This window comes from Spirosoma flavum, assembly GCF_042686045.1.
Taxonomy (GTDB): Bacteria; Bacteroidota; Bacteroidia; order Cytophagales; family Spirosomataceae; genus Spirosoma; species Spirosoma flavum.
In genome coordinates, this window is the sequence record NZ_JBHUOM010000002.1 from 1,205,846 (window position 1) to 1,230,756 (window position 24,911).

Annotated in this window: 21 protein-coding genes and 1 tRNA gene; 20 read left to right on the forward strand and 2 right to left on the reverse strand. The window is 42.6% G+C overall.

Features of this window, described 5'->3' with window-relative positions; genetic code table 11:
- Positions 1–18 precede the first annotated feature (18 nt).
- The 10 genes from ACFS25_RS10495 (at position 19) to ACFS25_RS10540 (ending at position 12,869) form a co-directional block, all read left to right on the forward strand.
- A complete protein-coding gene (locus ACFS25_RS10495; protein WP_381500856.1) occupies positions 19–684 on the forward strand; it encodes a sugar transferase in 666 nt (221 codons plus the stop codon).
- Positions 685–809: 125 nt separating this feature from the next.
- Positions 810–2,348, forward strand: a complete 1,539-nt coding sequence (locus ACFS25_RS10500; protein WP_381500890.1) for a lipopolysaccharide biosynthesis protein — start codon at positions 810–812, stop codon at positions 2,346–2,348.
- An 18-nt stretch (positions 2,349–2,366) separates the two neighbouring features.
- Positions 2,367–4,040 (forward strand): hypothetical protein, encoded by a 1,674-nt coding sequence (locus tag ACFS25_RS10505; protein WP_381499691.1) that lies wholly within the window; start codon positions 2,367–2,369, stop codon positions 4,038–4,040.
- A gap of 30 nt (positions 4,041–4,070) precedes the next feature.
- Positions 4,071–5,159 carry a CgeB family protein gene (locus tag ACFS25_RS10510; protein ID WP_381499693.1) on the forward strand — a complete coding sequence of 363 codons (1,089 nt, stop codon included), beginning with the start codon at positions 4,071–4,073 and terminating at the stop codon, positions 5,157–5,159.
- Between the two features lie 82 nt (positions 5,160–5,241).
- Entirely contained in the window at positions 5,242–6,408 is a 1,167-nt protein-coding gene (locus ACFS25_RS10515; RefSeq protein ID WP_381499695.1) for a glycosyltransferase, read from the forward strand.
- A gap of 91 nt (positions 6,409–6,499) precedes the next feature.
- The gene (locus tag ACFS25_RS10520) at positions 6,500–7,753 is read left to right on the forward strand and encodes a glycosyltransferase (RefSeq protein ID WP_381499698.1); all 1,254 of its coding nucleotides are present in this window, start codon (positions 6,500–6,502) and stop codon (positions 7,751–7,753) included.
- A 50-nt stretch (positions 7,754–7,803) separates the two neighbouring features.
- Positions 7,804–8,940, forward strand: a complete 1,137-nt coding sequence (locus tag ACFS25_RS10525) for a glycosyltransferase family 4 protein (RefSeq protein ID WP_381499701.1) — start codon at positions 7,804–7,806, stop codon at positions 8,938–8,940.
- A complete protein-coding gene (locus ACFS25_RS10530) occupies positions 8,937–9,527 on the forward strand; it encodes an LbetaH domain-containing protein (protein WP_381499703.1) in 591 nt (196 codons plus the stop codon). Before ACFS25_RS10525 ends, ACFS25_RS10530 begins: the two co-directional genes overlap by 4 nt.
- A 381-nt stretch (positions 9,528–9,908) precedes the next feature.
- Positions 9,909–10,757: a glycosyltransferase family 2 protein gene (locus ACFS25_RS10535; RefSeq protein ID WP_381499706.1), complete on the forward strand. Its 849-nt coding sequence runs from the start codon at positions 9,909–9,911 to the stop codon at positions 10,755–10,757.
- Between the two features lie 870 nt (positions 10,758–11,627).
- Positions 11,628–12,869, forward strand: coding sequence for a glycosyltransferase family 4 protein (locus ACFS25_RS10540; protein WP_381499708.1), 1,242 nt, complete (start codon positions 11,628–11,630; stop codon positions 12,867–12,869).
- Positions 12,870–13,241: 372 nt separating this feature from the next.
- On the opposite strand, the gene ACFS25_RS10545 is transcribed toward ACFS25_RS10540, so the two are convergent.
- Positions 13,242–13,595, reverse strand: coding sequence for a cupin domain-containing protein (locus ACFS25_RS10545; RefSeq protein ID WP_381499711.1), 354 nt, complete (start codon positions 13,593–13,595; stop codon positions 13,242–13,244).
- A gap of 581 nt (positions 13,596–14,176) precedes the next feature.
- On the opposite strand from ACFS25_RS10545, the gene ACFS25_RS10550 reads away from it, so the two are divergent.
- The 4 genes from ACFS25_RS10550 (at position 14,177) to ACFS25_RS10565 (ending at position 17,144) form a co-directional block, all read left to right on the forward strand.
- The gene (locus ACFS25_RS10550; RefSeq protein WP_381499713.1) at positions 14,177–14,911 is read left to right on the forward strand and encodes a phosphatase PAP2 family protein; all 735 of its coding nucleotides are present in this window, start codon (positions 14,177–14,179) and stop codon (positions 14,909–14,911) included.
- Positions 14,912–14,933: 22 nt separating this feature from the next.
- Positions 14,934–15,197: a putative sulfate exporter family transporter gene (locus ACFS25_RS10555; protein ID WP_381500859.1), complete on the forward strand. Its 264-nt coding sequence runs from the start codon at positions 14,934–14,936 to the stop codon at positions 15,195–15,197.
- A gap of 149 nt (positions 15,198–15,346) precedes the next feature.
- Positions 15,347–16,594: a sulfite oxidase gene (locus ACFS25_RS10560; RefSeq protein ID WP_381499716.1), complete on the forward strand. Its 1,248-nt coding sequence runs from the start codon at positions 15,347–15,349 to the stop codon at positions 16,592–16,594.
- Positions 16,595–16,604: 10 nt separating this feature from the next.
- Positions 16,605–17,144 carry a hypothetical protein gene (locus ACFS25_RS10565; RefSeq protein WP_381499717.1) on the forward strand — a complete coding sequence of 180 codons (540 nt, stop codon included), beginning with the start codon at positions 16,605–16,607 and terminating at the stop codon, positions 17,142–17,144.
- A 508-nt stretch (positions 17,145–17,652) separates the two neighbouring features.
- Here ACFS25_RS10565 and ACFS25_RS10570 read toward each other — a convergent pair.
- Positions 17,653–17,726: transfer RNA gene (locus ACFS25_RS10570), tRNA-Met, on the reverse strand.
- A 114-nt stretch (positions 17,727–17,840) separates the two neighbouring features.
- Here ACFS25_RS10570 and ACFS25_RS10575 point away from each other — a divergent pair.
- The 6 genes from ACFS25_RS10575 to ACFS25_RS10600 all read left to right on the forward strand — a co-directional run bounded on the left by ACFS25_RS10575 (position 17,841) and on the right by ACFS25_RS10600 (position 24,905).
- Positions 17,841–18,233: an START-like domain-containing protein gene (locus tag ACFS25_RS10575; protein WP_381499720.1), complete on the forward strand. Its 393-nt coding sequence runs from the start codon at positions 17,841–17,843 to the stop codon at positions 18,231–18,233.
- A gap of 144 nt (positions 18,234–18,377) precedes the next feature.
- Positions 18,378–19,877, forward strand: coding sequence for an LptF/LptG family permease (locus tag ACFS25_RS10580; protein ID WP_381499722.1), 1,500 nt, complete (start codon positions 18,378–18,380; stop codon positions 19,875–19,877).
- A 102-nt stretch (positions 19,878–19,979) separates the two neighbouring features.
- Positions 19,980–20,255, forward strand: coding sequence for a 30S ribosomal protein S15 (rpsO, locus tag ACFS25_RS10585; RefSeq protein WP_381499725.1), 276 nt, complete (start codon positions 19,980–19,982; stop codon positions 20,253–20,255).
- A gap of 164 nt (positions 20,256–20,419) precedes the next feature.
- Positions 20,420–22,546, forward strand: coding sequence for a polyribonucleotide nucleotidyltransferase (locus ACFS25_RS10590; protein ID WP_381499728.1), 2,127 nt, complete (start codon positions 20,420–20,422; stop codon positions 22,544–22,546).
- A gap of 74 nt (positions 22,547–22,620) precedes the next feature.
- Positions 22,621–23,484 carry a sigma-70 family RNA polymerase sigma factor gene (locus ACFS25_RS10595; protein WP_381499730.1) on the forward strand — a complete coding sequence of 288 codons (864 nt, stop codon included), beginning with the start codon at positions 22,621–22,623 and terminating at the stop codon, positions 23,482–23,484.
- Between the two features lie 365 nt (positions 23,485–23,849).
- Entirely contained in the window at positions 23,850–24,905 is a 1,056-nt protein-coding gene (locus ACFS25_RS10600) for an NAD(P)-dependent alcohol dehydrogenase (RefSeq protein WP_381499732.1), read from the forward strand.
- Positions 24,906–24,911 lie beyond the last annotated feature (6 nt).

Here is a 24,911-nt window from a genome sequence, read left to right on the forward strand (position 1 = left end):
CCACAACAAATGAACAATATGCTTACTTCTATCAATAGGGACACTTTTCTACTTCAGTCGGAACAGGAAGCCTATTTTACTCAGCAGAAGGCTAATTGTATCCGTAAACGGTTCTTCGATTTGCTAATAGCGGGCTTAGTGACAATATTTATTTTGATCTGGCTAATTCCACTATTTGGGCTATTAATTAAGTTGACATCTCCGGGCCCGATCATGTTTGTGCAATTGCGAACAGGACGAAATGGTCGACCATTTTACTGTCTTAAACTTCGGACAATGACTTATGACCGTGACGCTGCTTTTAAGCAAGTTGTTCACAATGATAGTCGTGTAACTCGCATAGGTAAGTTTTTGAGAAGAACTAATCTAGACGAGATGCCGCAATTTTTGAATGTTTTACATGGTACTATGAGTGTTGTAGGCCCGCGTCCCCATGCAATTCAACACGACGAAGAGTTCTTTTCCTTAATACCGGATTACTATAAACGCTATGCTGTCCTTCCTGGAATTACTGGTTTAGCACAAGTTCGGGGAGCACGTGGCATTACGGACCATCATATAAAAATGCAACACAGAATACGCTATGATCTTTTCTACATTAACAAATATACGTTACGGCAGGATATGCGAATCTGTTGGTGGACAGTAAAATCAACACTTAAGGGAGATAAAAATGCTTGGTAAAGTTTAGGTAATATGTCCCGTTTTTCAAAGTTTAATTTTCAGTAGCCATAAAGTAAATCATATGCTTGTTTTTTTTGGGTTTTGGAATTTAAGAATTCTTATTTTATAATAAATACTAGTTGATTATGTCAACAGCATCGCGGTTAATCTCTGGAAGCGCAGCGTCATGGGTACAAATTGGCGTTAATATGGTGTTTCAGGTGATTTTGCTGCCTATATACCTTACTCATTGGGATGTTGTAACTTACGGAGTTTGGATTTCAATTCAAGCTCTGGTGAGTATTATAACAACTTTAGACTTCGGTCATCAGGAGTTTCTTACTTATGAATTTTTACGAATTGGGAAAGAAAAACCTTTAGAGTTAAGTGTTTGTCTTTGGTCTGGTATTAGTATTAGTACCCTTATAAGTATACTACAAATAGTTTCAGTTCTATTCTTCATAAATAGTGGCACATTACCACTTTTATTAGGAAAATCAACTTTACTAAGTTCTAGCCTAATTCATGAAGCTGGCCTTATTCTGTTGTTGCAAAGTATAACCTGGTTTATCTGTCTGAGTGTATCTGGATCAATCTTTCGGGTATTGGGACCTTTTGGCTATTATCCACGAATGGCTTGGTGGAATTTATTTAGTTCTATTGTCTCATCTATAGCTCCTATAGTTGCCATAAATCTTGGCGCAGACTTATTAGTAACGGGTATTACAACCGCCTGTGCATCGGTGGTATTTAGCATTCCTCTGTATATAGATTTATTTCGTTTACTGCGTAGAGAAAAAATTAAATTTTGTTATCCATCATGGAAAGTTGGCAGTAAGAATTTTCTTCACTCATTAGCTATATCTGGAAAAGGCTTACTTGAAAATGCTCGTCAGCAGGGGGTACGGCTTGTTTTAGTCCCGCTTGTTGGAGCTGCCGGATTAGTGGCCTTCTCCACAATGCGAACAGGAGCAAACGTTGCTTTACAAGGGGTAAGAACTATTATAAATCCTCTAATGCCTGAGTTAATGCGGTTTTTAAGTAAACGAGATCAAGAACGTGTAGATGCATCATTTGGAATTTTGTGGATTGTAGTGGTAGCTATAGTAGCGCCAGCTTTAGTCGTGTTACAAGCGTTTATTGAACCACTTTATCATTTATGGACGCGTGGACAAACTACTTTCGATCCACTACTTTTTTCCATTCTTTCATTAAGCATTCTTGTATATGCAGTAGCGCAACCTGCTATGGCGGTAGTAATAGGTAACAACCTACTCAAACCTCAATTAATGTTATCAATAGCAGCCGCTGCCATCGTTATTGGTGGAATGTTAATTTTGGTGCCTAAAAATGGAATTCTTGGCGCTGGTATTTCTCTATTAGTTGCAGAAATTGTCGCTACATCAGGTTATAAGATTGTTGCGCAACGCTGGTTGCGCGAAGTGGGCCTATTGTGGCCCGCACATTCTTCTCAGGTAGCAACTACATCGGTATGGATTGCTGCAATCGCTATGGCTTTCATGATTTGGTTACCTCAAATAAAATGGAGCATACTAATTTGCTCAACATTACTTCTGCTTTGGAACGCTTGGCGATTTTGGCAGGTCTTACCTTCATTCGCCACCCAATATGCTAAAAAGATGTTGATCTATTTACCCGGTATAAAAAAAATATATAATACCTAATTCTATTTCGAAAGGTACATGAATTCTAAACTGCGTCATATCAGTCATCATTTTTCGGGAACAGCCAGCGAGGAATTCGCTGTCAAAATTGTGCGTTGGTCTTGGGTTGTACTTGTTATTTCCTCTATTTTTCAGTGTATATTCTTTCAAAGCCTAGAAAATTTTGTAGCAGTTGGGTGTGTTCTGATTGTATGGTCAGTAGTTACAAATGTGTTTCTTCGTTCCAGTACATTAAAGAACTTTCCTCTTTCTACTTTTTTACTCTTAGGTTTTTCATCTACACAATTCTATTTTCCGTTGTTATTTACCTTATTAGAGGGTAAACCAATTGTATTTAATCTTGAGCTTCCTTTCGAAGTTTTCTTTCACTCAATGGCTGCTTTTTTTGTACTGGTACTAGTACATATTTTTTATCAGATACTATCTGAAAAGTGGGCCAAAGGAACATCTTCTCTGTTTGAAAGAGCTGGTTTTTTTGCTCCTCCAAGTGATCTTCAATTATGGATAATGGGGATAATTGGTGTGGCTTCAACATACTATGTCTGGCTTTACTCTCCATCAGTTGGTTGGTCTCCAACAGGAGCAGCAGAGGATAAAGTTGTTCAGGCACTGATACCTTTTTCCTATGCGCCTTATTTTATACCATTTGGCCGGTTGTATGGCAGAAATGCGGTGACTACTAAGCGATTATTGATTATGTTAGCCACCTTTACCCTTATCCTGTTTTTGGTAAGCATAGCTCGAAACAGTCGATCTGGGTTTATGCTAGGGTTCGCTTCTGTTGGATTTGCTTATGGATTAGGAGCGTTGTTAAATTATTTTAAACCTCGTTTCTTCACGTTACGTAACTCATTTATAGCAGCAATCATATTTTGGCTTTTCACCGGGCCTATAGCAGATATTGGTACAGCAATGGCTATGGTACGTGGCCAGCGTCTCGATATTCCTTATTCTGAATTGATAGAGTTAACGCTAGAAGCGTTTAATGATAAAGACGCAATTCGGGTACGCAGACTAGCCGATAATACAGAAAAACAGGATTGGGATGAAATTTATATGGATAATATTTTTATTCAACGATTTTCTAATTTAAAATATAATGATGCAAGCTTGGTCATGGCGGCTAAACTTGGTGATTATGATACTGATTTGTTGAATTTTACTATCGATCATTTCTTGTCTACACTTCCATTGCCAGTTTTAGAATTTTTAGGGCTGAACGTAAATAAGGAAATGATTAACTCTAATTCTTATGGCGATTATTTTTATTATCAAGTGACTGCTAGTCCCTGGGTTCTCGAAGCGTTTCGGACGGGGCACTTCGCTGGTACAGGCATGGCCACTTTTGGATGGTGGTATTTGCTTATACTGGCAATAGGTATTTTTCCTGTTTATGTATTATTTGATAAACTAGCTATTCGTGAGTATAAGAACACTTCTTCTGTAATCATGAATAACTCAAACGTGCGTTTTAGTTTTTGTGGATTGCTAAGTTTAACGTCCATTTTTCAATTCTTACCTTTTGAAAGTGTTGAAGTAATTGGTTCTTTTTTTCTTCGAGGTTGGATTCAAATGGTATTACTCTATTTTTTGTTTTATCATTTTACTCGTCTAATAAGTACGTTTATTCAAGGTGATGGATCGTCAATGCAAGTGAAAAGATCCAGACTCTATACGATAAAGAAGATTTAATTCTTTCAGTAAAAACTCAAAATTATTCAAGTGGCTAGTATACTTTATTTTGGTGATAGCAACCAAAGTTCAACGTCGGCTCACAGGGCAAATGCCCTCAAACGACTTGGGCATACTGTTGTAATCAAAGATCCTTTCGAAAAAGTAGCCGAATTTCCTGCCGCAAAATGGACTGGTCCAATCCATTATCGCACAGGCTACCGCCTTTTACAGGTTTGGATAGCTAAATGGGTGAGTACAATCATAAGTACTACTAAGCAACCGGATCTCGTCTGGGTAGATAGTGGCGAGTTATTTGGACCTGAAATCATAAAAACTATGAAGAGCCTGGCTTGTCCAGTAGTTCTGTACAATGTCGATGATCCTACCGGAAAAAGAGATGGACATAGATTTGACTCACTGGTGCAAGCCATACCCTTGTATGATGTTTTAGTCGTAGTTAGAAGAGAAACAGAAGAGGAATGCCTGAGGCTTGGCGCTAAACGGGTGATGCGCGTATTCAGAAGCTACGACGAAAAAGCTCACAACCCCTTTACGGATGAAGAAGCTATTCCCGCATCGTTTAAGTCTGATGTGGTTTTCATTGGCACTTGGATGCGGCACGAAAAAAGGGATGAGTTCATTCTTGAACTTATCAATAAGGGTGTACCAATTAGTATTTGGGGTGATCGCTGGACGAAATCCCCTTATTGGAAAAGTTTGCAGTCCGTGTATCGTGGGGGCGCTTTAGGGGGGCGCGAATATGTAGCAGCCATTCAGGGAGCCAAAATTTGTCTTGGGTTTCTTTCAAAGGGAAATCGGGATCTGCATACGCAACGATCGCTCGAAGTGCCCTACGCAGGTGGCTTATTTTGTGCTGAACGCACAGCCGAACACCTTGACCTATACCGGGAAGGCGTCGATGCGGTTTTTTGGTCGGATGCGGCAGAATGTGCTACTGTATGCCATCAATTACTCGAAAATGATAGTCAGCGGGAAGCTATTCGACTGTCGGGCATGCGTCGCGTTCGTGAAGGTAGAGTAGGCAATGAAGATATATGTAAAAAAGTGCTTGATGCGACCTTAGGATCGATTCACCCTCCAACGGCCTCATCTTATTCATCTGTCAATGATAGATAAGTAGTCATGTCAGATGACGTATAGTTCGCGACTTTGGCTGGCAACCGAGCGACATGAATTACTATCTACCAATAACTCTTATATGCATATTGTTTTTTTTGCTCATCCATCCTTTCTCAACCACCAGAGTATGCCTCGCTTTGCACGTGTACTAGCTGAGGGTATGAAAGAGCGTGGGCATAAAGTAGAACTTTGGTCTCCTCAGGCTCGGTTCTTTCGTCTTCCTTCCTTATCAGTAATGCGAAAGTGGCTGGGTTACATTGATCAATATATTGTGTTTCCTCGTGAGGTACGTATTCGGTTGAAGCAGTGTCCCCCCAATACGCTTTTCGTGCTTACAGATAACGCATTAGGGCCTTATGTGCCTTTTATCGCAGATCGACCTCATGTGATTCACTGTCATGACTTTCTGGCACAACGGTCAGCATTGGGTGAAATTCGGGAAAATCCAACTAGCTGGACTGGCCGAAGCTACCAGGCATTTATTCGACGCGGGTACTCTAAAGGAAAGCGTTTTATTTATACTTCTCGGAAAACTCAAGAGGACCTTCATCGGTTTTTGCCTCAACCTCCATTAACATCAGAAGTAGTATATAATTATTTAAACCAATCATTTGTGCCCTCTGATGTTGCTGGATCCAGACGTTTGTTGGGCAGTAGGTTTGGACTCGATTTAGCCGCTGGCTATTTGTTGCACGTGGGTGGTAACATATGGTATAAGAATCGCTTGGGAGTTATTGATATTTATGATGCATGGCGCTCAACAGATGAAGTAAAGTTGCCGCTCTTGTTGATAGGCGAAGTACCGGATTCTAACTTAATAAAGAGACAAGAATTATCTCCTTTCAAAACGGATATTCACTTTTTTAGCGGCATTGAAGACGAATTTGTTCGCCTGGCTTATGCTGGTGCTTCGGTCTTTATATTTCCCTCGCTTGCCGAAGGTTTCGGCTGGCCTATAGCTGAAGCAATGGCCTCAGGTTGTCCCGTAATTACAACAGATGAAGCGCCAATGACAGAAGTGGCCGGTAAGGCTGGCTTTCTAATTCCACGTCGGCCACACGCCCCATCTAAAGTTGATGTGTGGGCAACCGAAGCGGCAAAAGTTGTTAAGAAAGTTCTTCGTCTCTCACCTGCAGAATATGAAGAAGTCATTCAAAGTGGGCTCAAAAATTCGGAAAGATTTGACCAGAAAAAAACGCTGGACCGGATTGAACAGATTTATCAAAAAATTGTAGAAGCAGCATGAGCCAACTTGTATATGATAAACGGCAAATTTTAAAAGCAACATACGTCATCCTGTGTGCAGGGAAGTATTTCTGGAGAATAAAAATAAAAAAATGAAAATTCTTCATGTAGTAGCGGAAATTGACCCCAGTCATGGGGGTGTATCTCAGGCTGTACGAACGATAGTAAGTGGTCTTCAAAAAGAAGGTATTTACAACGAAGTCGTTAGCTTAGACGCGCCTGATGCACCCTTTCTTGCTAAAGATTCTTTTCTTATTCATGCTCTCGGTCCAAGAAATGGAACATGGGGTTACAATCCTAAACTCGTCACTTGGCTTGTTGAAAATTCCTCCCGCTATAATGTTATAATTCTCCATGGTTTATGGCTTTACCCAGGATATGCCGTACACAAGGCAATGCGTATATGCAAAACAAAGCAAGTAGAAGGAACCTATCCAAAGTTCTTTATTATGCCCCATGGTATGCTTGATCCTTGGTTCCAACGAGTCGCAAGCCGGAGAATTAAAGCCATGCGGAATTGGGCCTATTGGAAACTAATTGAAAGCAACGTTATTGCTGAAGCCGACGGACTATTATTTACCTGTGAAGCGGAATTACGACTTGCTCGTGAGCCATTTTATCCTTATCAACCGAAAGGTGAAACCGTGGTTGGATTAGGTGTTGACGAGCCTCCGGCCTATATGCCTGCCATGCGAGACGCTTTCTTGGAAAAATGCCCCGACCTTCGGGATACTCCTTACTTTCTTTTTCTTAGCCGTATTCACGAAAAGAAAGGTATAGATCTACTAATCGAAGCCTATATAAAGCTCGTACAGAATCTTTTAAAAAGAGAACCTGAATCTTGTGTAGGAAATGCTTCAGGAGCATGGGATATTAATGTAGGCCAGAAAATAAAAATACCGAGGCTTGTTATTGCAGGCCCTGGTTTGGAAACTGCTTATGGCCAAAAAATTCAGCAGTTAGCGTTACAATTTGAAGACCTAGCAAACCTAATTTCTTTTCCCGGTATGCTCACCGGCAATGCCAAGTGGGGAGCCTTTTATGGCTGCGAAGCTTTCGTGTTACCAAGCCACCAGGAGAATTTTGGTATCGCGGTGGTAGAAGCACTGGCTTGCGGTAAACCTGTGCTAATTTCTGACCAAGTAAATATTTGGCGGGAAATTAAAACGGCAGGTAGCGGAATAATTGCCGCAGATTCAATGGCAGGAACGAAACAACTATTGGAAGACTGGTTAAACTTATCCCATACGGATAAACAAACTATTGAACAGCAAACTAAAAAATCTTATTTAAAATATTTCGCGGTTAGACCTGCTGCTAAAAACTTAATTACAGCTATAGGATAAAAATCAATAGTTGGTAAATTTTTTTGATACACTACTTAAAAAGAAAATTTGTGAAAATTGCTATTATACAAGGTGCTTTCTTTCCGGTTCCCCCAATTCTAGGGGGAGCGGTAGAAAAAATTTGGTATAAAACGGGCCAAGAATTTGCAGCTTTAGGCCATGAAGTAGTGCATATTGGGCGCTCTTATCCTGATCTTCTGGCTAAAGAAGAGATTTGTGGTGTTAACTATATTCGAGTTTTGGGTTATGATACCCCTTCATCACTTATTAAATTAAAATGGCTGGATTTGCTTTATTCAATTCGAGCAATTAAAGAAATTCCTAGAGATGTTGATGTTATAGTGACAAATACATTTTGGTCGCCCCTATTGTTGAACAAAGAACTGCGTAAGAAAGTATGCGTAAGTGTGGATAGACTCCCAAAGGGACAGATGTGGCTTTATAAACAAGCTCCTCTTTTAAGGACAAACTCTACTACGGTTGCTGACGCAATCCGACAAGAACTGCCAATTAATCAGCACAGACGAATTGTAATTATCCCAAATTCACTACCTTTTCAAGATTTACCAAAAATTGATTTTGATGAGAAAAAACGTGTTTTACTCTACGTCGGACGGTTACACCCTGAGAAAGGTATAGAACTCTTAATCAAAGCGTTTAAAACTCTTGATAAAAACTGGAAACTTAGAATTATTGGGCCATCAGATATTAGTACCGGCGGTGGGGGTTCTTCTTACTTAAAATCACTTAAGCAGCTTGCAGGCAAGGCAAATATTGAGTTTACTGGCCCCGTATTCGATATGAATTTATTAAATCAATATTATGCCGAAGCTTCTGTATTTGTGTATCCTTCTGTTGCAGAAAAAGGTGAAACATTTGGTTTGGCACCTTTAGAGGCAATGGCTTGGGGATGTGTTCCTATAGTATCCGATCTTGCTTGCTTTTGTGATTTCATCAATCACGAATCGAATGGATTAATATTTAATCACCGGAGTAACGACGCTGTTGAATTACTTGGTAAAGCAATTGAGCGTTTGCAAAAAAATACAAGCTTCCGCAATAAATTAGCACAGCAAGCTATAAATGTACGTCAAAGCCATTCTATCTCTTTTATTTCATCGCAGTTTATTGATGAGTTTGAGCGAGTCATTGACGAAAAGAAACTAGACCAAAATGTTGTTCTATGAAAATTCATTCACAAACAGATCCATATGATAGTCCTTGGAGTGTTAGTCAGCGCATAAAGACACTTTTATGGGAATATGTCTGGCTTTTACTCTGTTCATGGACGCCTAAACCAGCTAATTCATGGCGAATTATATGGCTGAAACTATTTGGTGCCAAGATCTACGGAGTGCCTTTTGTTCATCAGCGCGCTCGTATTCAAATTCCATGGAATTTAACGCTTCACAACCGTGCGTGTCTTGGCGACCGGGCGAATGTATATTCTTTAGGGGAAGTTATTATTCATGAGCATGCTACCGTTGCTCAGGAGGCATATCTGTGTACTGGTACTCATGCTTTCGATCAGGCTGCTATGAATCTCATCACTTCACCTATTGTCATTGGTGCTCATGTGTTTATTGGGGCGCGGGCATTTATTATGCCTGGCGTTACTATAAGCGATTATGCAATAGTGGGTTCATGTAGTGTTGTGACAAAGGACGTGGCTCCCAACATGATTGTAGCTGGTAATCCTGCTCGTATAATTAGTGCACGAAAAAATTCAACTTTAAATCATATTAGCTCTATCTATCTCACCAATGAACTGTGATAGTTGCTTTTTAGGATTTGCTAGTGTAACAACTAATACAACTAATTAAATTGTTTTTTTTTGAAAAAAAAGCTTATCTAATTTCGAAGAGATATTAGCCGAAGATTTAAGAACTATATAAAGCAAGTATAATGAAAGAAGAAAAATAGAACATTGATTGTAGTATTTAATTGGTTTATGAGAAACCTTCATTACTTATCATTTGAGTGATTTATTTCTGATAAACAGTTTTTTTAAATGGCACTAATCTAACTAGTTTATTGAAAAAACAAATTGAAGGCTGTTGTTAACTTATGTTGTAAGTAATGAGGAGCTAAGAAATAACATACAATTAATCAAATTCTATTAAAAATAGAAGATGTATTACATAATAATGTTTTTATGATCTCAGTAATAATTCTTACCAAAAATGAAGAACTTGACTTGCCAGCGTGTTTAAATGCTGCTAAGTGGTCAGATGATGTTCATGTGCTTGATTCTGGAAGTACAGACCGGACGCATGAAATTGCTGAACAATTTCATGCTCATATTTGGTATAACAAATTTGAAAGTTTTGGTAGACAACGAAATTACGCTCTGGATAATATTAATATACGTCACAATTGGATTCTATTCCTTGATGCCGATGAGATCGTAACAGAGGCATGCAAACTTGCAATTTTCACCGCTATCGATCAGGCACCTACGGAGGTGGCAGGTTTTTATTTGTGTTGGAAAATGATGCTGGATGATACATGGCTTAGACGCTGCGATAATTTTCCTAAATGGCAATTTCGTTTGATGCGCAAAGGACGAGCTCGATTTACGGATTTTGGCCATGGTCAGAAAGAAGATTGTGTGGATGGGCAGATTGACTATATCAAAGAACCTTATATGCATTATGGCTTCTCAAAAGGGTGGCACTATTGGCTGGAACGCCACAACCGGTATTCAAGCCAGGAAGCGGCTGCTCGATTAAATAATTGCCCCCCTTTGAAGAATATTTTAGCTCCTCATACCAGCATAAGAAACCCGGCGCTGAAATCATGGCTCAGCCGTCTTCCAGGTTGGCCTCTTCTCCGGTTTGTGCAAGCTTATATTTTCAATTTAGGCTTTTTGGAAGGTACTCCCGGATTGATTTACTGTACTAATATGGGTTTTTATGAATTTATCATACAGATTAAAATGAGAGAATTATCGAAAAGCAAGAAACTAGAACCTAAGAACCTAACTGAATCAGTGCAAGTCTAATATTTTATGTCTTGCCTCTTAAATAGAGTAGTCTACTTAATTAATTCATAGGGCTAAATGGTAATGTGATTCGAATAACACACGGTTTTATCATCCGGCTATTTACAACTAATTAATGTTGAACAAATTAATCTGTAAATTTTTATACTTTCTTGCTATAAGAAGTCTTGTAAAATAATCAGTGTACAATAAATCTGTAAATTGTACTAGTTAATTTTCTTGAGTTTTTGTTTCAAGAATTAAATAGAAAAAATAACTCTACGAATATAGTTATGAAGGTGTAATAAGTATTTTTATAATTGAGTAACAGTTTTATTGAATATTTTTATTTAATAAATACAAAAAGTTATATTCTCTGTACATTAATAATTGTTATTTATATCCTGCTGATTAGTTTAAAAGAGACCATTGCCTAAAAAAATGAATGAAATACTGGAGTTATTGAGGTGTTTGAAAAAACAATATCTACTTTTATTGCCTAGCATTTTACAAAGTGAATTAAGATTTTTGATTACTAAAGTGAATAAACAGTATTTGTTAGTCTCGCTATTAGGCTGAAAAATGTGTGAATGTATTGGGAGAGTTGTCCTTGTGAAAGCTTTATTTATCAAACCCTCTCACTTGATAACTGCTTTTTATGTGATTGATTTACTTACTTAACTAAATTAATGTTTCAAGATAGACAAGTGTATTAGGGCCAGTTCAAAAATAGAACTAATGAATAGAAAAATTAAATAAAAGCATTAGAGTTTATAAATAATAATAAATTATGATTACCCTCTTACACTAAATAGTATAGGATCATACCTGTCCGAATTATATAATATTTTTATATATCAAGTTTGTAACTTTTAATTAACTCCCAAACCAATGGCTACCGAACGAGTTCTTATTTACAGCCAAGCTTTTTTTCCAGATCATAGCGGTATTCCCATCTATTCTTCTGATTTTGCCTTTTACTGCTCTGAAAATGGCTACGATGTTGACGTAATTACCGGATTTCCATTTTACCCACAATGGGAAAAAAGAAAAGAAGACAAGGGTAAGTTGTTTGCTAAAGAAACGGTAAAAGGCATTTCTATATACAGAGGGTATCTTTACGTAGCTAAAAATCCAACTTCATTTCAACGTATACTACATGAGTTAACGTTAGTGTTATTTGCCCTTTTGAATTCCTTTCGTGTCAAAAGGCCAGATATAATAGTTGTATTTACTACGCCTGTTTTGCTAGGGGTAATAGCCGCTTTTATGAATCTTTTTTGGAAACGGAAACTAGTTATTAATGTCCAGGATTTTCAAGTAGAAGCTGCTTATTCACTTGGCATGCTTAAAGGGTCTACAGTATTACACATTATTAATAAGATTGAAATCTGGAGTTATAAGCAAGCTCACCATGTGTCAAGTATATCAAACAGTATGACTCAATTACTTATTGATAGAAAGAAAATAGACCATACAAAAGTGATTTTATGGCCTAATTGGCTTCACGTCAAAGAAAGTAAAAGTGATTTCCCTGAAAAAGGATTGTTTCGTCAAAAATTTGGTATTAGTCAAGATAGCTTTTTGGTAGCTTACGCTGGAAATATTGGAAAAAAACAAGGTCTCGAAATTCTTGTTGATATAGCTACTAAGTTTTCTGTGCGCCCAGATCTGCTATTTTTAATAATAGGTGAAGGATCAGGCCTAGAATCCTTAAAAGCTTACGCAGCTAAATTGGGTGTCGAAAATGTTTTGTTCTTGCCTTTTTTAAATGCACAGGAATACAAAGAGTATTTAGTGGATGTAGATGCTATTTTTATATCGCAAATGAAAATACCTTTTGATGTTTATTTTCCCTCTAAATTACTAGGGATTATGTCTGTGGGACAACTCTTAATAATTAGTGCAGATCAAAATTCAGAGTTATACAAAGTAATGAAAAAAAATAATCTGGCTTTAGTCGCTGATTATGACGATACGGATACACTAAAAGAGCATATAGATACTGCCATTGGTAATTGCTCAAAAGTGAAGGAGTATAAAACTGAATCTGTAAAGTTTATAGATCAATACGATAGAGAGCTAGTACTATCAAATTTTTTAAAGAGCTTGAAGAATTTGTCGCAGAATTGAAAAATTTAAGAATGCTTTTTCATAGTCCTGTGTTAGCCGTGTTTAGCTGGACTCAGGAAAATCTGGCTACTAACGGACTGGCTAACCAGGCGACCGACTTAGCTTTGTCGCAGCCTGATAGTTAGAATATAGCTGGCCACACTGACAAGCTGCAGGGTTTGGGAATTGAGTCGAATATCTGAGTAACTATCTTACGGGGCAGGTAGAGTTAGCTTGCAAAATCGTCCCAATAATTGGCCGCAACCTATATAGTCAAGAGTGAGCACAGGCTCATATCTATATCTTCTAAGCCGGGCATAGCAATCGTATTTTTCCGAATGGTAGCCAACCCCACAGCTCATTTTTGGCTGCTCTCTTTGAGTCCGTGGACCCTTAAGTAGTCTCGTCTAAAAGTTCCGAATTAGCGGAGTAAAAAATAGCCAGCCAGATGGTTTCTACTTCCTGATGTGTCCATACAACCCGGTGCTTTACATGAGCCGGTAAGTGGAGATACATGCCCGCCGATAAAGTAATATTCTCCGCTTGGCTTTCCAGTTCAAGCCGTGCCTCTCCCTGAAACAGCAATACCCACTCGTCTTCAGCCTGATCATACCAAAAGTCATCGGCAGACCGGTGACCTTTGGAGACAATGCGCTCGAGTCGGAATCTCTGGCCCACGAGTAAATCCTCCATCAGCTCTTGGGGTAACACAGTGGGGATACCCGAAAACAGATTACCAGTTTTCATGCTCAGGAATTTATTGGTCTATACAAAGATAAAAATGGAACTGGTAAAGAGTGCCAGCCAGAACCGTAATGTCGGGCAATTGCCGATATGCCGAAATACTTAACCGAGTCGACCATCGGTAAGCGGCCCTCCAGCAGGAACAAAAACGAGAACGTAACGAGTTGATTTACATGAGGATAGTCAACTAGTTGTGCGAACTCTTACCGCCAGTCTGATCGTAGTAATGAGCTGTTAGACTTCTATGACATGGGACTCCTAATTATGGCAGGACACTTGAGCGCAAACCAGGTGATCCGTGTCTTACTGGCCTATTATCAGAATTGCTTCAGAATCAAGTTTTACGTTTACATCGTATGTCATCATAACCGCCCTGCCTTTGGTTATAGCCATGGGGAGTGTATCGGCGCAGTTTGTTGGCGGGGATCGTGCATTACAAGCCACGGAACGGTTGTTTTCAGTAACCATGTCACCGCTGTTGAGGGTGAGCCGGTTAAGAAATCGGCTAGTGGGTGTGTTAGCTCAATTGCCGACCATATGGTCGGCAATTGAGTCTTTTTGTTTTTTTTACCCTTTAAGTTATAATGAAACAACTCGTTTTATTGCTATTACTCACAGGTTCCGTCCGTTTTTCTACGGCTCAGAATCAGTTAGATACTACTGCTGTACAATTGGTAGCCGCCCAGCCGATGTTCCGGCCAACGGCCTACATCGTTCCCCTCGGACTAATGACGGCGGGTCTTCTGACACAGGGTCAAATTAGTCGCCATATCCAGTCTGAAGTAGTTGGACGATACCCCGGTTTTTCTTCACACGTCGATGATTTCGGTCAGTATGCGCCAACGCTGGCAGTCCTGGGTTTGGGAGCTGCTGGGGTAAAAGGCAAGCACGCCTTTGGTGATCAGGTCATCCTGACAGTTTTATCCCATGGCGTAGCACAAGCCATTACACAAGGTCTAAAATATACCGTAGCCTATCCCCGACCAGATGGAGCAGGTAATGAGTCTTTTCCGTCGGGTCACACGTCCCTGGCTTTCACTGGTGCGGCTCTACTGGCCCACGAGTACGGCGGGCGTAGCGGTTGGTACAGCGTAGCCGGGTACGGAGCAGCCACGACTGTTGGAGCCTTACGAATGTTAAAGAATCGGCATTGGCTAGCTGATGTACTATTTGGTGCGGGCGTGGGTATTGGTGCCACAGAACTGGTTTACCAGACCTATCCCTGGCTCAAACGAGTTGTGTTTCATAAAAAAAATATGGCTCTCGTTCCTCTTTATACGGGCTATAGCACTGGCGTTTGTTGGCTGGCAGTGTTTTAATAAATAACAGGCAAGATTTAAGATTTGGTCTGGAAGCTTTACCGCTGCTACGACGGTGAAACTGGCTCGTGTGCTCAGTATTATCCCGGCCACGCTCGGCATTGCGGCTCTTTCGCGGATGAGAAATCGCAAAGTCAGTATTCTTTATTTTGCCGTCCTGTTTATAGTGGCTATAATCGCCCACACGTATTTGCTTACGATTGAGCCAGTAGCGGTGGCGCTGGTTCACATAGCCCATATTGGTCTGATCCTGACGTTGTTTCTAATCGGCTCCGGTCTGTTTTAGAAGGATATCCAGGCGGTGGGATGAAAGCCCATGGTGCCGGGTGTGGTGCTTTAGATACTGATTTCTGCAATCTCCCTCTACGCAATTCTACATGTTTGTATTTATTTTTTGCTTCTGTCATTAAAACAAATACTATTTTCAGCCTACGTATGAAAAACGACACCTCTAAATCAACCTTATCCCTATTCAACCGGCGGGGCTTTCTCAAAGCCGGTTCACTAACAGCGTTAACGGCCCTGTTGGGTACTGACATTGTCTTCGCCGACCGACTTCCTCCAAATTACTTGCCGATGGTCTTCGATACGGACCCGCTGGCCAGTAAGAATAAAAATCTGGTCGTGCTTAACGATAAGCCCTGGAATGTGGAAACTCCGGCCTATCTCCTTGACGATGCCATAACGCCCGCCGACAAGATGTTTATTCGCAATAACGGCCTGATTCCCTCCGCGATTGATGTGGCTGGCTGGACGCTGACTATCAACGGCGAATCGGTGAAGGCCGCCAAAACCTATACGTTGAACGACCTGAAAACGAAGTTCAAGGCTCACACGTACCAGTTAGTGCTGGAATGCGGGGGCAATGGTCGGGCGGGTTACTTTCCCAAAACTAGCGGCAATCAGTGGACCGAAGGGGGTGTTAGCTGCGCCGAATGGACAGGTGTGCGGTTGAAAGATATCCTTGCCGACGTGGGTTTGAAAGACGATGCCGTGTATATAGGCTACTACGGGAAAGACCTGCATCTAAGTCAGGACCCGACCCAGGCGGTGATCTCGCGCGGGGTACCGATGCAAAAAGCTCTCGAAGACGAAACGATCATTGCCTGGTCCATGAATGGAGCTGATATTCCGCTGGTGCATGGTTATCCGCTGCGGCTGGTGATTGGCGGCTGGCCAGCCTCCGTGTCGGGCAAGTGGCTACACACAATTGCCATCCGCAATAAAGTTCACGACGGGGCCAAGATGACGGGCAAGAGCTATCGGTTACCCATTCATCCGGTTGTGCCGGGTGTCGATCCACCCGCCAGCGAATTCAGAATTATCGAGTCTATGCCTGTCAAGTCGCTCATAACTTTTCCCAAAACGGGACTGGAAATGCCCGTGGGTCAATCGATGAACCTACGCGGGCACGCATGGGCGGGGGATCGGGTGGTTAAGTCGGTAAACATCTCGATTGATTTTGGTGCAACCTGGCAACTGGCTGACCTGAAAGCACCCAAAAACCGGCTGGCCTGGCAGCATTGGACGGCGAACGTGAAACTACCCCAACAGGGTTATTATGAAGTGTGGGCGCGGGCCACTGACGATGCCGGTGTGTCGCAACCAATGGTGATGCCCCAATGGAATCCCGAAGGATACTGCAACAATGCTTGTCATCGTATCGCCATTAAAGTCGTATAGAGCAGAAAGCATGAATAAGCGACAAAAATCAATCCATTATAGCGGGCTGATTGGCAGCCTGTGCATATGGTTGCTATGCGCCTGGGTAGCCCGGCAACCAGCTCCGGTCAAAAAGCCACAGCCAAAGTCTGTGTCTTCGCAGAAATCTCGGGCATTGACACCTAACAATCCTGTTAGGCAGTCTGCCGGAATACAGGCCGGTGGGGAGGGGGTACAGACCGCATTGTCAGCCGCCGACTCGATAAAGCCCGGTGTTGTTCAGCACGATCCCGAATCGGGGCTTGCCATCGACAAGAATTTGCTGCTGGTAAAAGGGCAGTGTACGGCCTGCCATTCCAGCAAACTGATTCTGCAAAGCCACTTCGACCGTGAAAAGTGGGTGGAACGGATTCGGTGGATGCAGCGGACGCAGAAACTTTGGGATCTGGGTGAGTCGGAACCGGCTATTCTCACCTACCTGACCACCTACTATGGTCCGATGAAAATACCCTTCGATGGTCGCCGGTTGCCACTCGATGTCCCCAGGTGGTATAAGCAGGCCGGTCGCTGATTCAGCCATCAGCGCCTTGGATCTTCCTTTGTCTCCTTGCTGACTACAGGAATAAACTATTCAGGCTTTTAGAGTAAAACATGGCTCAACGCAGACCTCTTTTCGAAGAATGTCCTACGCTCTATTATCATATGTCGATGGATTCAGACATAGGCTTGCTGGCTGTTTTTCTGGTTATGAAATTCTTATAATATACCAGGTTCTAACTTTAGTATTTTAAGTCGGATTACCGAAATGTGCCTCAAACAATAGAAAAGGGGAGACACTAAATGAGACTACTTTTTATGAAATGACCGGTTAAATAAGATAAGTAACCTGCAAATCATCAGCATTAGTGTAAGTAGAGGTGTAAACGTAAATGCCGTGTGTTGCCTTCAGCCGTACAAATGCTATCTTGTAAAACTTTGATAATCAGTATTTTGTTAAAAATAAGTCAATAAAATGGAATAATAAGTGGGGATAGCAAAGAAAATGCCCTAACTCGTTGTGAATCAGGGCATTGTTCGTGTAGCGGGGAGCAGGATCGAACTGCCGACCTTAGGGTTATGAATCCTACGCTCTAACCATCTGAGCTACCCCGCCGGGTTGGTGCCACAAAAGTAAGAAAAAATTGACTCAGAGCAAAAAAGGGCGTTGACATTCGCAAAAAAAATCGTTTACCTTTGCCAATGCCACCGTTCCTAAGGCCACGAAATTATGGAGAAATTTAAGTTTATTACTGAATACGAACTTCGGGCGTCTCCCAAAATGCTGTTTCCTTACATCAGCACCGCATCCGGCTTGTCGCAGTGGTTTGCCAGTAAAGTAAATACGATGCCAGAGCAACGGTTTGACTTTCAATGGGACAACGAAAGCCACTTTGCCCGACAGGTATCTATGCGGCAGAATAAAGGGGTTCGCTTTGAGTTTCTGGACACGGATGAAAACGGCTCCGATAATAATTACGTTGACTTTCGGGTCGATCAGAGTGAACTGACGCAATCAACGTTTCTACGCATCACCGACTATTCTACGACAACTGACGAAGAAGAGCTCAAAGACCTTTGGAATGGTCTGATGGACAAGCTTAAAGAAATCGTTGGTAGTTAAAAAAGGTTAATGAATAATGGAAAATGAACCCAATAGGCGGCCTCGAATGTAATGGCTTTAGCGTAGTGTAGGTAAACCATTATCCATTCGCAATTCCCGCCTTGTGTATGTACAGTCGACGTTCTTCTGCGCGTTATATGTAGAATGAAAAAAATAGATAAGTTAGTGCTCGGCTCATTTTGGGGGCCGTTTTTTTTAACCCTTGGTGTCGTCATCTTTATTTTCCTGATGCGACTGTTAATGTTTTATATTGACGAGTTCGTATCCAAAGACCTCGACATGGCCACGTTCGGCCGTTTACTTTTCTACTTCGCTTTATTAACAATACCAACTGCGTTGCCTCTGGCGGTGCTACTGTCATCATTGATGACTTTTGGTAACCTCGGCGAATTTTTTGAGCTGACAGCACTCAAAAGTGCGGGTATTTCGCTTACACGGGCTATGCGCCCACTACTCATCGTCGCTACTGGTATTAGTGCATTTTCGTTTTGGTTTAATAACTCAGTTGCGCCCTGGGCTAATCTTAAAGGATACAGTCTACTCTACGACATTAAGACGGCCAAAGCTACCCTAAACTTAAAAGAAGGGATTTTTTATAACGATTTGCCCGGCTATAGCATCAAGGTAGACCACAAAGTTAAAGCCGCAAAAGGCAGCACCACCGGGGATCTTCTGAAGGGGTTGGTCATTTATAAACATCCGACTAGCGGGCTCGAGTCTGGTAACCGTGAGATTATCCTGGCCGATTCGGGGCGGATGTACACGGATAAGGATCGGACATACCTCGTTTTTCAACTCTTCAACGGCAACGATTACCAGGAGTATTCTGACAACAGCGTTAATTATGCCAGCAATGGGACGTCAGCGCAGGGTGCCCAATTCATGCGGAATGGATTTAAGGACTACCGACTCATTATCAGTTTGGAGTCATTCGGGATTAAACGCACCGATGAGAACCAGTTTGAGTACCACGAGTATATGAAAGACCTCAGCCAACTCTCAAAACTGACTGATTCACTGCGTAAAGATTATACAACAACCAGTTTGAACGTAGCCGGTACATCGCGGCAGTATTACAACTACCAGTTTAAGGCCGATGCTGCCCTTAAACAGAAAACGGTGACTGATGGGAAATGGGTAGATTCATTGCTGAAAAAACAACAGATAACACGGCCTGAACTGGCACAATCGGCCCTTACTCAGGCACAGAATATTTTGTCATACTCAACGTCGAACGTAACGTACCTGACTGAAAAAGAGAAGAACGTCTGGCGGTATCAATTAGAAACCCATCACAAATTTACCCAGGCTTTTTCGGTCTTTGTCATGTTTCTGATTGGCGCGTCGATGGGGGCGATTATTAAAAAAGGCGGGTTTGGTTTACCCGTACTCATTGCCATCGTATTTTTTATTTTTCTGTACGTCCTGACCATAGCGGGCGATAAATATGCTAAAGACGGGCTAGTTTGGGTGCCCATTGGTGCCTGGTTGGCTAATATTGTGCTGTTTCCAATTGGTCTGATGCTGATGCAGCGCGCCCGGCATGATTCGCGTCTGTTCGATAAAGATGTTTACATAATTGCCTGGGAGCGGCTCAAGAAAAAATGGATTGCTTTCAGGCAGCCATCAACCACCGTTAGCTAGTGGTTAACAAGTATTTTGCTAACCGGCAACGAACTTAATACCGACTATTTTTACTATCTTTGCACCCGAATTCATTATTTTAATCAAATTAGCTGTCTGAAGATGTATCTAACGACCGAAAAAAAACAGGAGATATTCTCCACCTCGGGTCATGCCAAAAGTGCAACTGACACCGGGTCGGCCGAATCCCAGATCGCGCTGTTCACTTACCGGATCAGTCATTTAACTGATCACCTGAAAGTTCACAAGCACGATTACGGCACTCAACTGGGTCTGTTGAAATTAGTTGGTAAACGTCGGCGCCTGTTGAACTATCTGCTCAAAAAAGATATCACGCGGTACCGGGCTATTCTAGCTGCATTGGGACTCCGGAAATAATCGAGCCACCCCACAAAAAAGGGAATCTGCTACACAGTAGATTCCCTCATTTTTGTTGTTTATGTATGGGCTTAGAGAAAATCCTCGAAAGACGAAATTGACGAGTAAACCGGTTTAGTAGCCGGAGCGGTTTAAAGCTGTAAGACGTATTCAAAATCTGTTGTATGTTTGAAATCACCACGCAATCCGTTGCGCTGCCCGACGGGCGGGAAATTACTATCGAAACTGGCAAACTGGCCCGACAGGCCGACGGGGCGGTAGTTGTACGATTAGGCGACACAATGCTGTTAGCCACCGTTGTATCGAGTAAAGATGCCAAAGAAGGCGTTGATTTCCTTCCTCTATCCGTTGACTACCAAGAAAAATTCGCATCGGCTGGCCGTATTCCGGGTAGCTTCCAACGGCGCGAAGGTCGTTTAGGTGACCACGAAATTCTAATTAGTCGCTTAGTTGACCGTGCTTTACGGCCTATCTTCCCAGATAATTACCACGCCGACACGCAGGTAATGATTACATTGATTTCGGCAGATCCCGAAGTGCAGCCCGATGCCTTAGCTGCATTAGCGGCTTCTTCAGCACTAGCCGTGTCAAATATTCCGTTTAATGGTCCAATCTCAGAAGTGCGCGTCGCCAAAATTGACGGACAGTACAAGATTAACCCTAAAACGTCTGAACTGGCACGGGCTACCATCGACCTGATTGTCGCTGCTACAGAAAAAGACATTTGCATGGTGGAAGGCGAAATGAACGAATGTTCGGAAGCCGAAGTAGTGGAAGCTATTAAAGTTGCCCACGAAGCCATTAAAATACAATGCCAAGCCCAGAAAGAACTGGAAGCCAAAGTTGGTAAGACCGAAAAACGGCTATACAACCACGAAACGCACGACGAAGATCTGCGGGCTGCTGTACGGGCGGCTAACTACGACAAAATTTATGCCGTTGCCCTCCTACAGAATCCAAGCAAAAAAGGTCGTTCAGATGGCTTCAAGGCTGTTCGTGACGAATATTTAGCTTCGTTTGCTGAAGGTGAAAGCGTAAATGTAGGCTTGATCAAAACCTATTTTCACGATTTGGAATGGGAAGCATCACGCCGGTTGGTACTCGATGAGCGTACCCGTTTAGACGGTCGTAAATTAGATCAAATTCGTCAAATTTCGGCTGAAGCAGGTTACCTGCCCGGTCCGCACGGATCCGCTTTGTTCACACGGGGCGAAACCCAATCGCTGACAACGGTAACGCTCGGTACTAAAACCGATGAGCAGATTGTTGACCAAACCATGTATCAGGGGTATAGTAAATTCCTGTTGCACTATAATTTCCCCGGTTTTTCAACGGGTGAAGTGAAGCCTAACCGGGGTGCTGGTCGGCGCGAAATTGGTCACGGTAATCTGGCCCACCGGTCATTGAAAAAGGTGTTGCCGCCCGCAGAAGAGAACCCATACACGATTCGGATTGTGTCCGACATTCTGGAGTCAAACGGTTCATCGTCGATGGCAACGGTTTGTGCCGGTACGATGGCCTTGATGGATGCCGGGATTAAAATAAAAGCACCCGTAGCCGGGATTGCGATGGGCTTAATTTCGGACGGTGACAAGTATGCTATTCTGTCGGATATCCTTGGCGACGAAGATCACCTTGGTGATATGGACTTCAAGGTTACGGGTACCGAAAACGGAATCGTAGCCTGCCAGATGGACCTGAAAGTAGATGGGTTATCGTATGAAGTGCTGGCGCAAGCGCTGGAGCAGGCCCGTTTAGGTCGGTTACATATTTTGGGTGAGATGAAGAAAGGCATCACGGATGTCCGCTCGGATTTGAAACCTCACGCACCCCGTGCCGTTGTTATTAAAATTGACACTAACCAGATTGGCGCGATTATCGGGCCCGGTGGTAAGGTTGTTCAGGACATCCAGAAAGATTCGGGTGCCGTTGTTAACATCGATGAACACGACAACGCGGGTTGGGTTAGCATTTTTGCCACCAGCAAAGAGAGCATGGACAAAGCCGTGTCGCGTGTGAAAGGAATCGTAGCTGTACCAGAAGTTGGTGAAACATACGTTGGCAAAGTGAAAACGATTCAACCCTTTGGGGCCTTCGTTGAATTCATGCCGGGTAAAGATGGACTTTTGCACATTTCCGAGATTAAGTGGGAACGCCTGGAAACGATGGATGGTGTCTTGCAGGTAGGGGAGGAGATAACGGTAAAGCTGGTTGACGTGGATAAAAAGACCGGAAAGTATCGTTTATCGCGCAAAGTTTTACTGCCTAAGCCAGAGAACAAAAACGCGTAAGTCATTGTTACTTTTTCGTGTAATGTAACGTCAAACGTTAACGTTATATAGTCACACCACCGGGAACAACGGATATGAGACAGCTAAAAATTTCGAAACAGATTACCAACCGCGAGAGCCAGTCGTTAGATAAATACTTGCAGGAGATTGGTAAAGTGGATCTGCTTACGCCCGATGAGGAAGTAACGCTGGCCCAAAAAATTCGGGAAGGTGACCAACTGGCGCTGGAACGCTTAACAAAAGCAAATTTACGCTTTGTCGTATCGGTTGCTAAACAATACCAGAATCAGGGCCTTTCACTGGGTGACTTAATCAACGAAGGAAATCTTGGTCTGATTAAGGCCGCTCAACGGTTCGATGAAACGCGTGGATTTAAATTTATCTCTTACGCTGTTTGGTGGATTCGCCAGTCCATTCTACAGGCTTTAGCCGAACAGTCACGGATTGTGCGACTACCCCTTAACCGGGTTGGCTCGCTGAATAAAATTTCCAAAACATTCTCCGATCTTGAGCAGAAGTTTGAACGTGAACCGTCGCCGGAAGAATTGGCGGCAGTACTCGAAATTTCGGCTGCTGAAGTAGTTGATACGCTTAAAATTTCGGGTCGCCATGTATCGATGGATGCTCCGTTTGTGCAGGGTGAAGAAAATAGCCTGCTCGACGTACTCGAAAACGATGGCGAAGATAAACCCGATTCGGGCCTGATTAACGACTCGCTTCGGAAAGAAGTACAACGTGCTCTCTCGACATTAACACAACGTGAGGCTGACGTAATCACGCTTTACTTCGGCTTGAATGGTGAACACGCCATGACACTCGAAGAAATTGGTGAGAAATTTAACCTGACTCGCGAACGGGTTCGGCAGATTAAAGAAAAAGCCATTCGTCGGTTACGCCACACCTCACGGTCGAAGGCGTTAAAGACGTACTTGGGTTAAGATTCCTGTTTGCTTATGCAAAACGGCTCCTGCGAAAGTGGGAGCCGTTTTGTTTTATAGTTTCCTTAACATCAAGGAATGCAATTGATTCAAACATCTGAAAACAAGCCTTTGTGATAGAAATAATGCCGTAGGGAGTTTCAAAGAGAGCTATCAGATTTTCCTCTTTCTACTGTTAATTCAAACGTTTTTTAGACTGGTAGGTTACTTATAAATCAGGCTATATAGACGTACGGTCGATCTGGCAACACAGGTCTGACAGTATATAAACTTCACTTCGCCTGAGGCACATAACCAATGGCCGGATTATGCCCCATAAAAGTTCTTTTTAACAGCACAAATTACCTTATTAATCAGTACACGTTATGATTGCAGCAAAAGGATACGCGGCTCAGGATGCTCACTCGCCCCTGGCACCGTTTCAGTTCGATCGGCGAGAGCTCAAAACCCATGATGTTCAGTTCGATATTCTCTATTGTGGTGTCTGTCACTCGGACTTGCACCAAATTCGCGATGAATGGGGCGGATCAATTTTTCCAATGGTGCCGGGCCACGAAATTGTTGGGCGGGTTACGCAAGTCGGTGCCCATGTTACCAAATTCAAGGTTGGCGATCTAGCTGGTGTTGGCTGCCTTGTTGATTCATGCCGTCAGTGCGAAAACTGTCAGGAAGGGTTGGAACAGTACTGCCTTGTCGGGAATTCGCAAACATATAATGGTTTAGAACAGGATCGCAAAACCCCTACTTACGGCGGGTACTCCAACCTGATTGTAGTACATGAGGATTTTGTATTGCATGTCTCCGAGACGTTAGATCTAGCCGGTGTTGCCCCATTGCTGTGCGCAGGTATTACGACGTATTCGCCCCTGCGGCACTGGAAAGTCGGCGAAGGGCACAAGGTCGCCGTGTTAGGGCTGGGCGGTTTGGGACACATGGCCGTTAAGTTCGCTGTGGCCTTTGGGGCCGAAGTTACTATGCTGAGTACGTCGCCTTCTAAAGAAACGGATGCCAGACGGTTAGGTGCGCACAAGTTTGTCTTGACCACTGACCCAGACAGCGTAAACGATGTAAAGGGCTACTTCGATTTTATTATCGATACGGTTTCGGCTCCGCACGACTACAATCTATATCTTTCTCTACTGAGGACAAACGGCGTACATATTTGCGTAGGTGCGCCCCCAACGCCAACTGAAATTCTGGGTTTCAACCTGATAGGCGGACGGAAAAGTATTGCCGGTTCAGGAATCGGGGGACTGCCCGAAACACAGGAAATGCTGGACTACTGCGCCGAACATAACATTATTTCGGACATCGAACTGATTTCTATCAAAGACATTCAATCAGCCTACGACCGTATGCTGAAAGGAGATGTGCGCTATCGGTTTGTGATTGACATGCAGTCACTGAACAATGAAGCGTAGATTTGG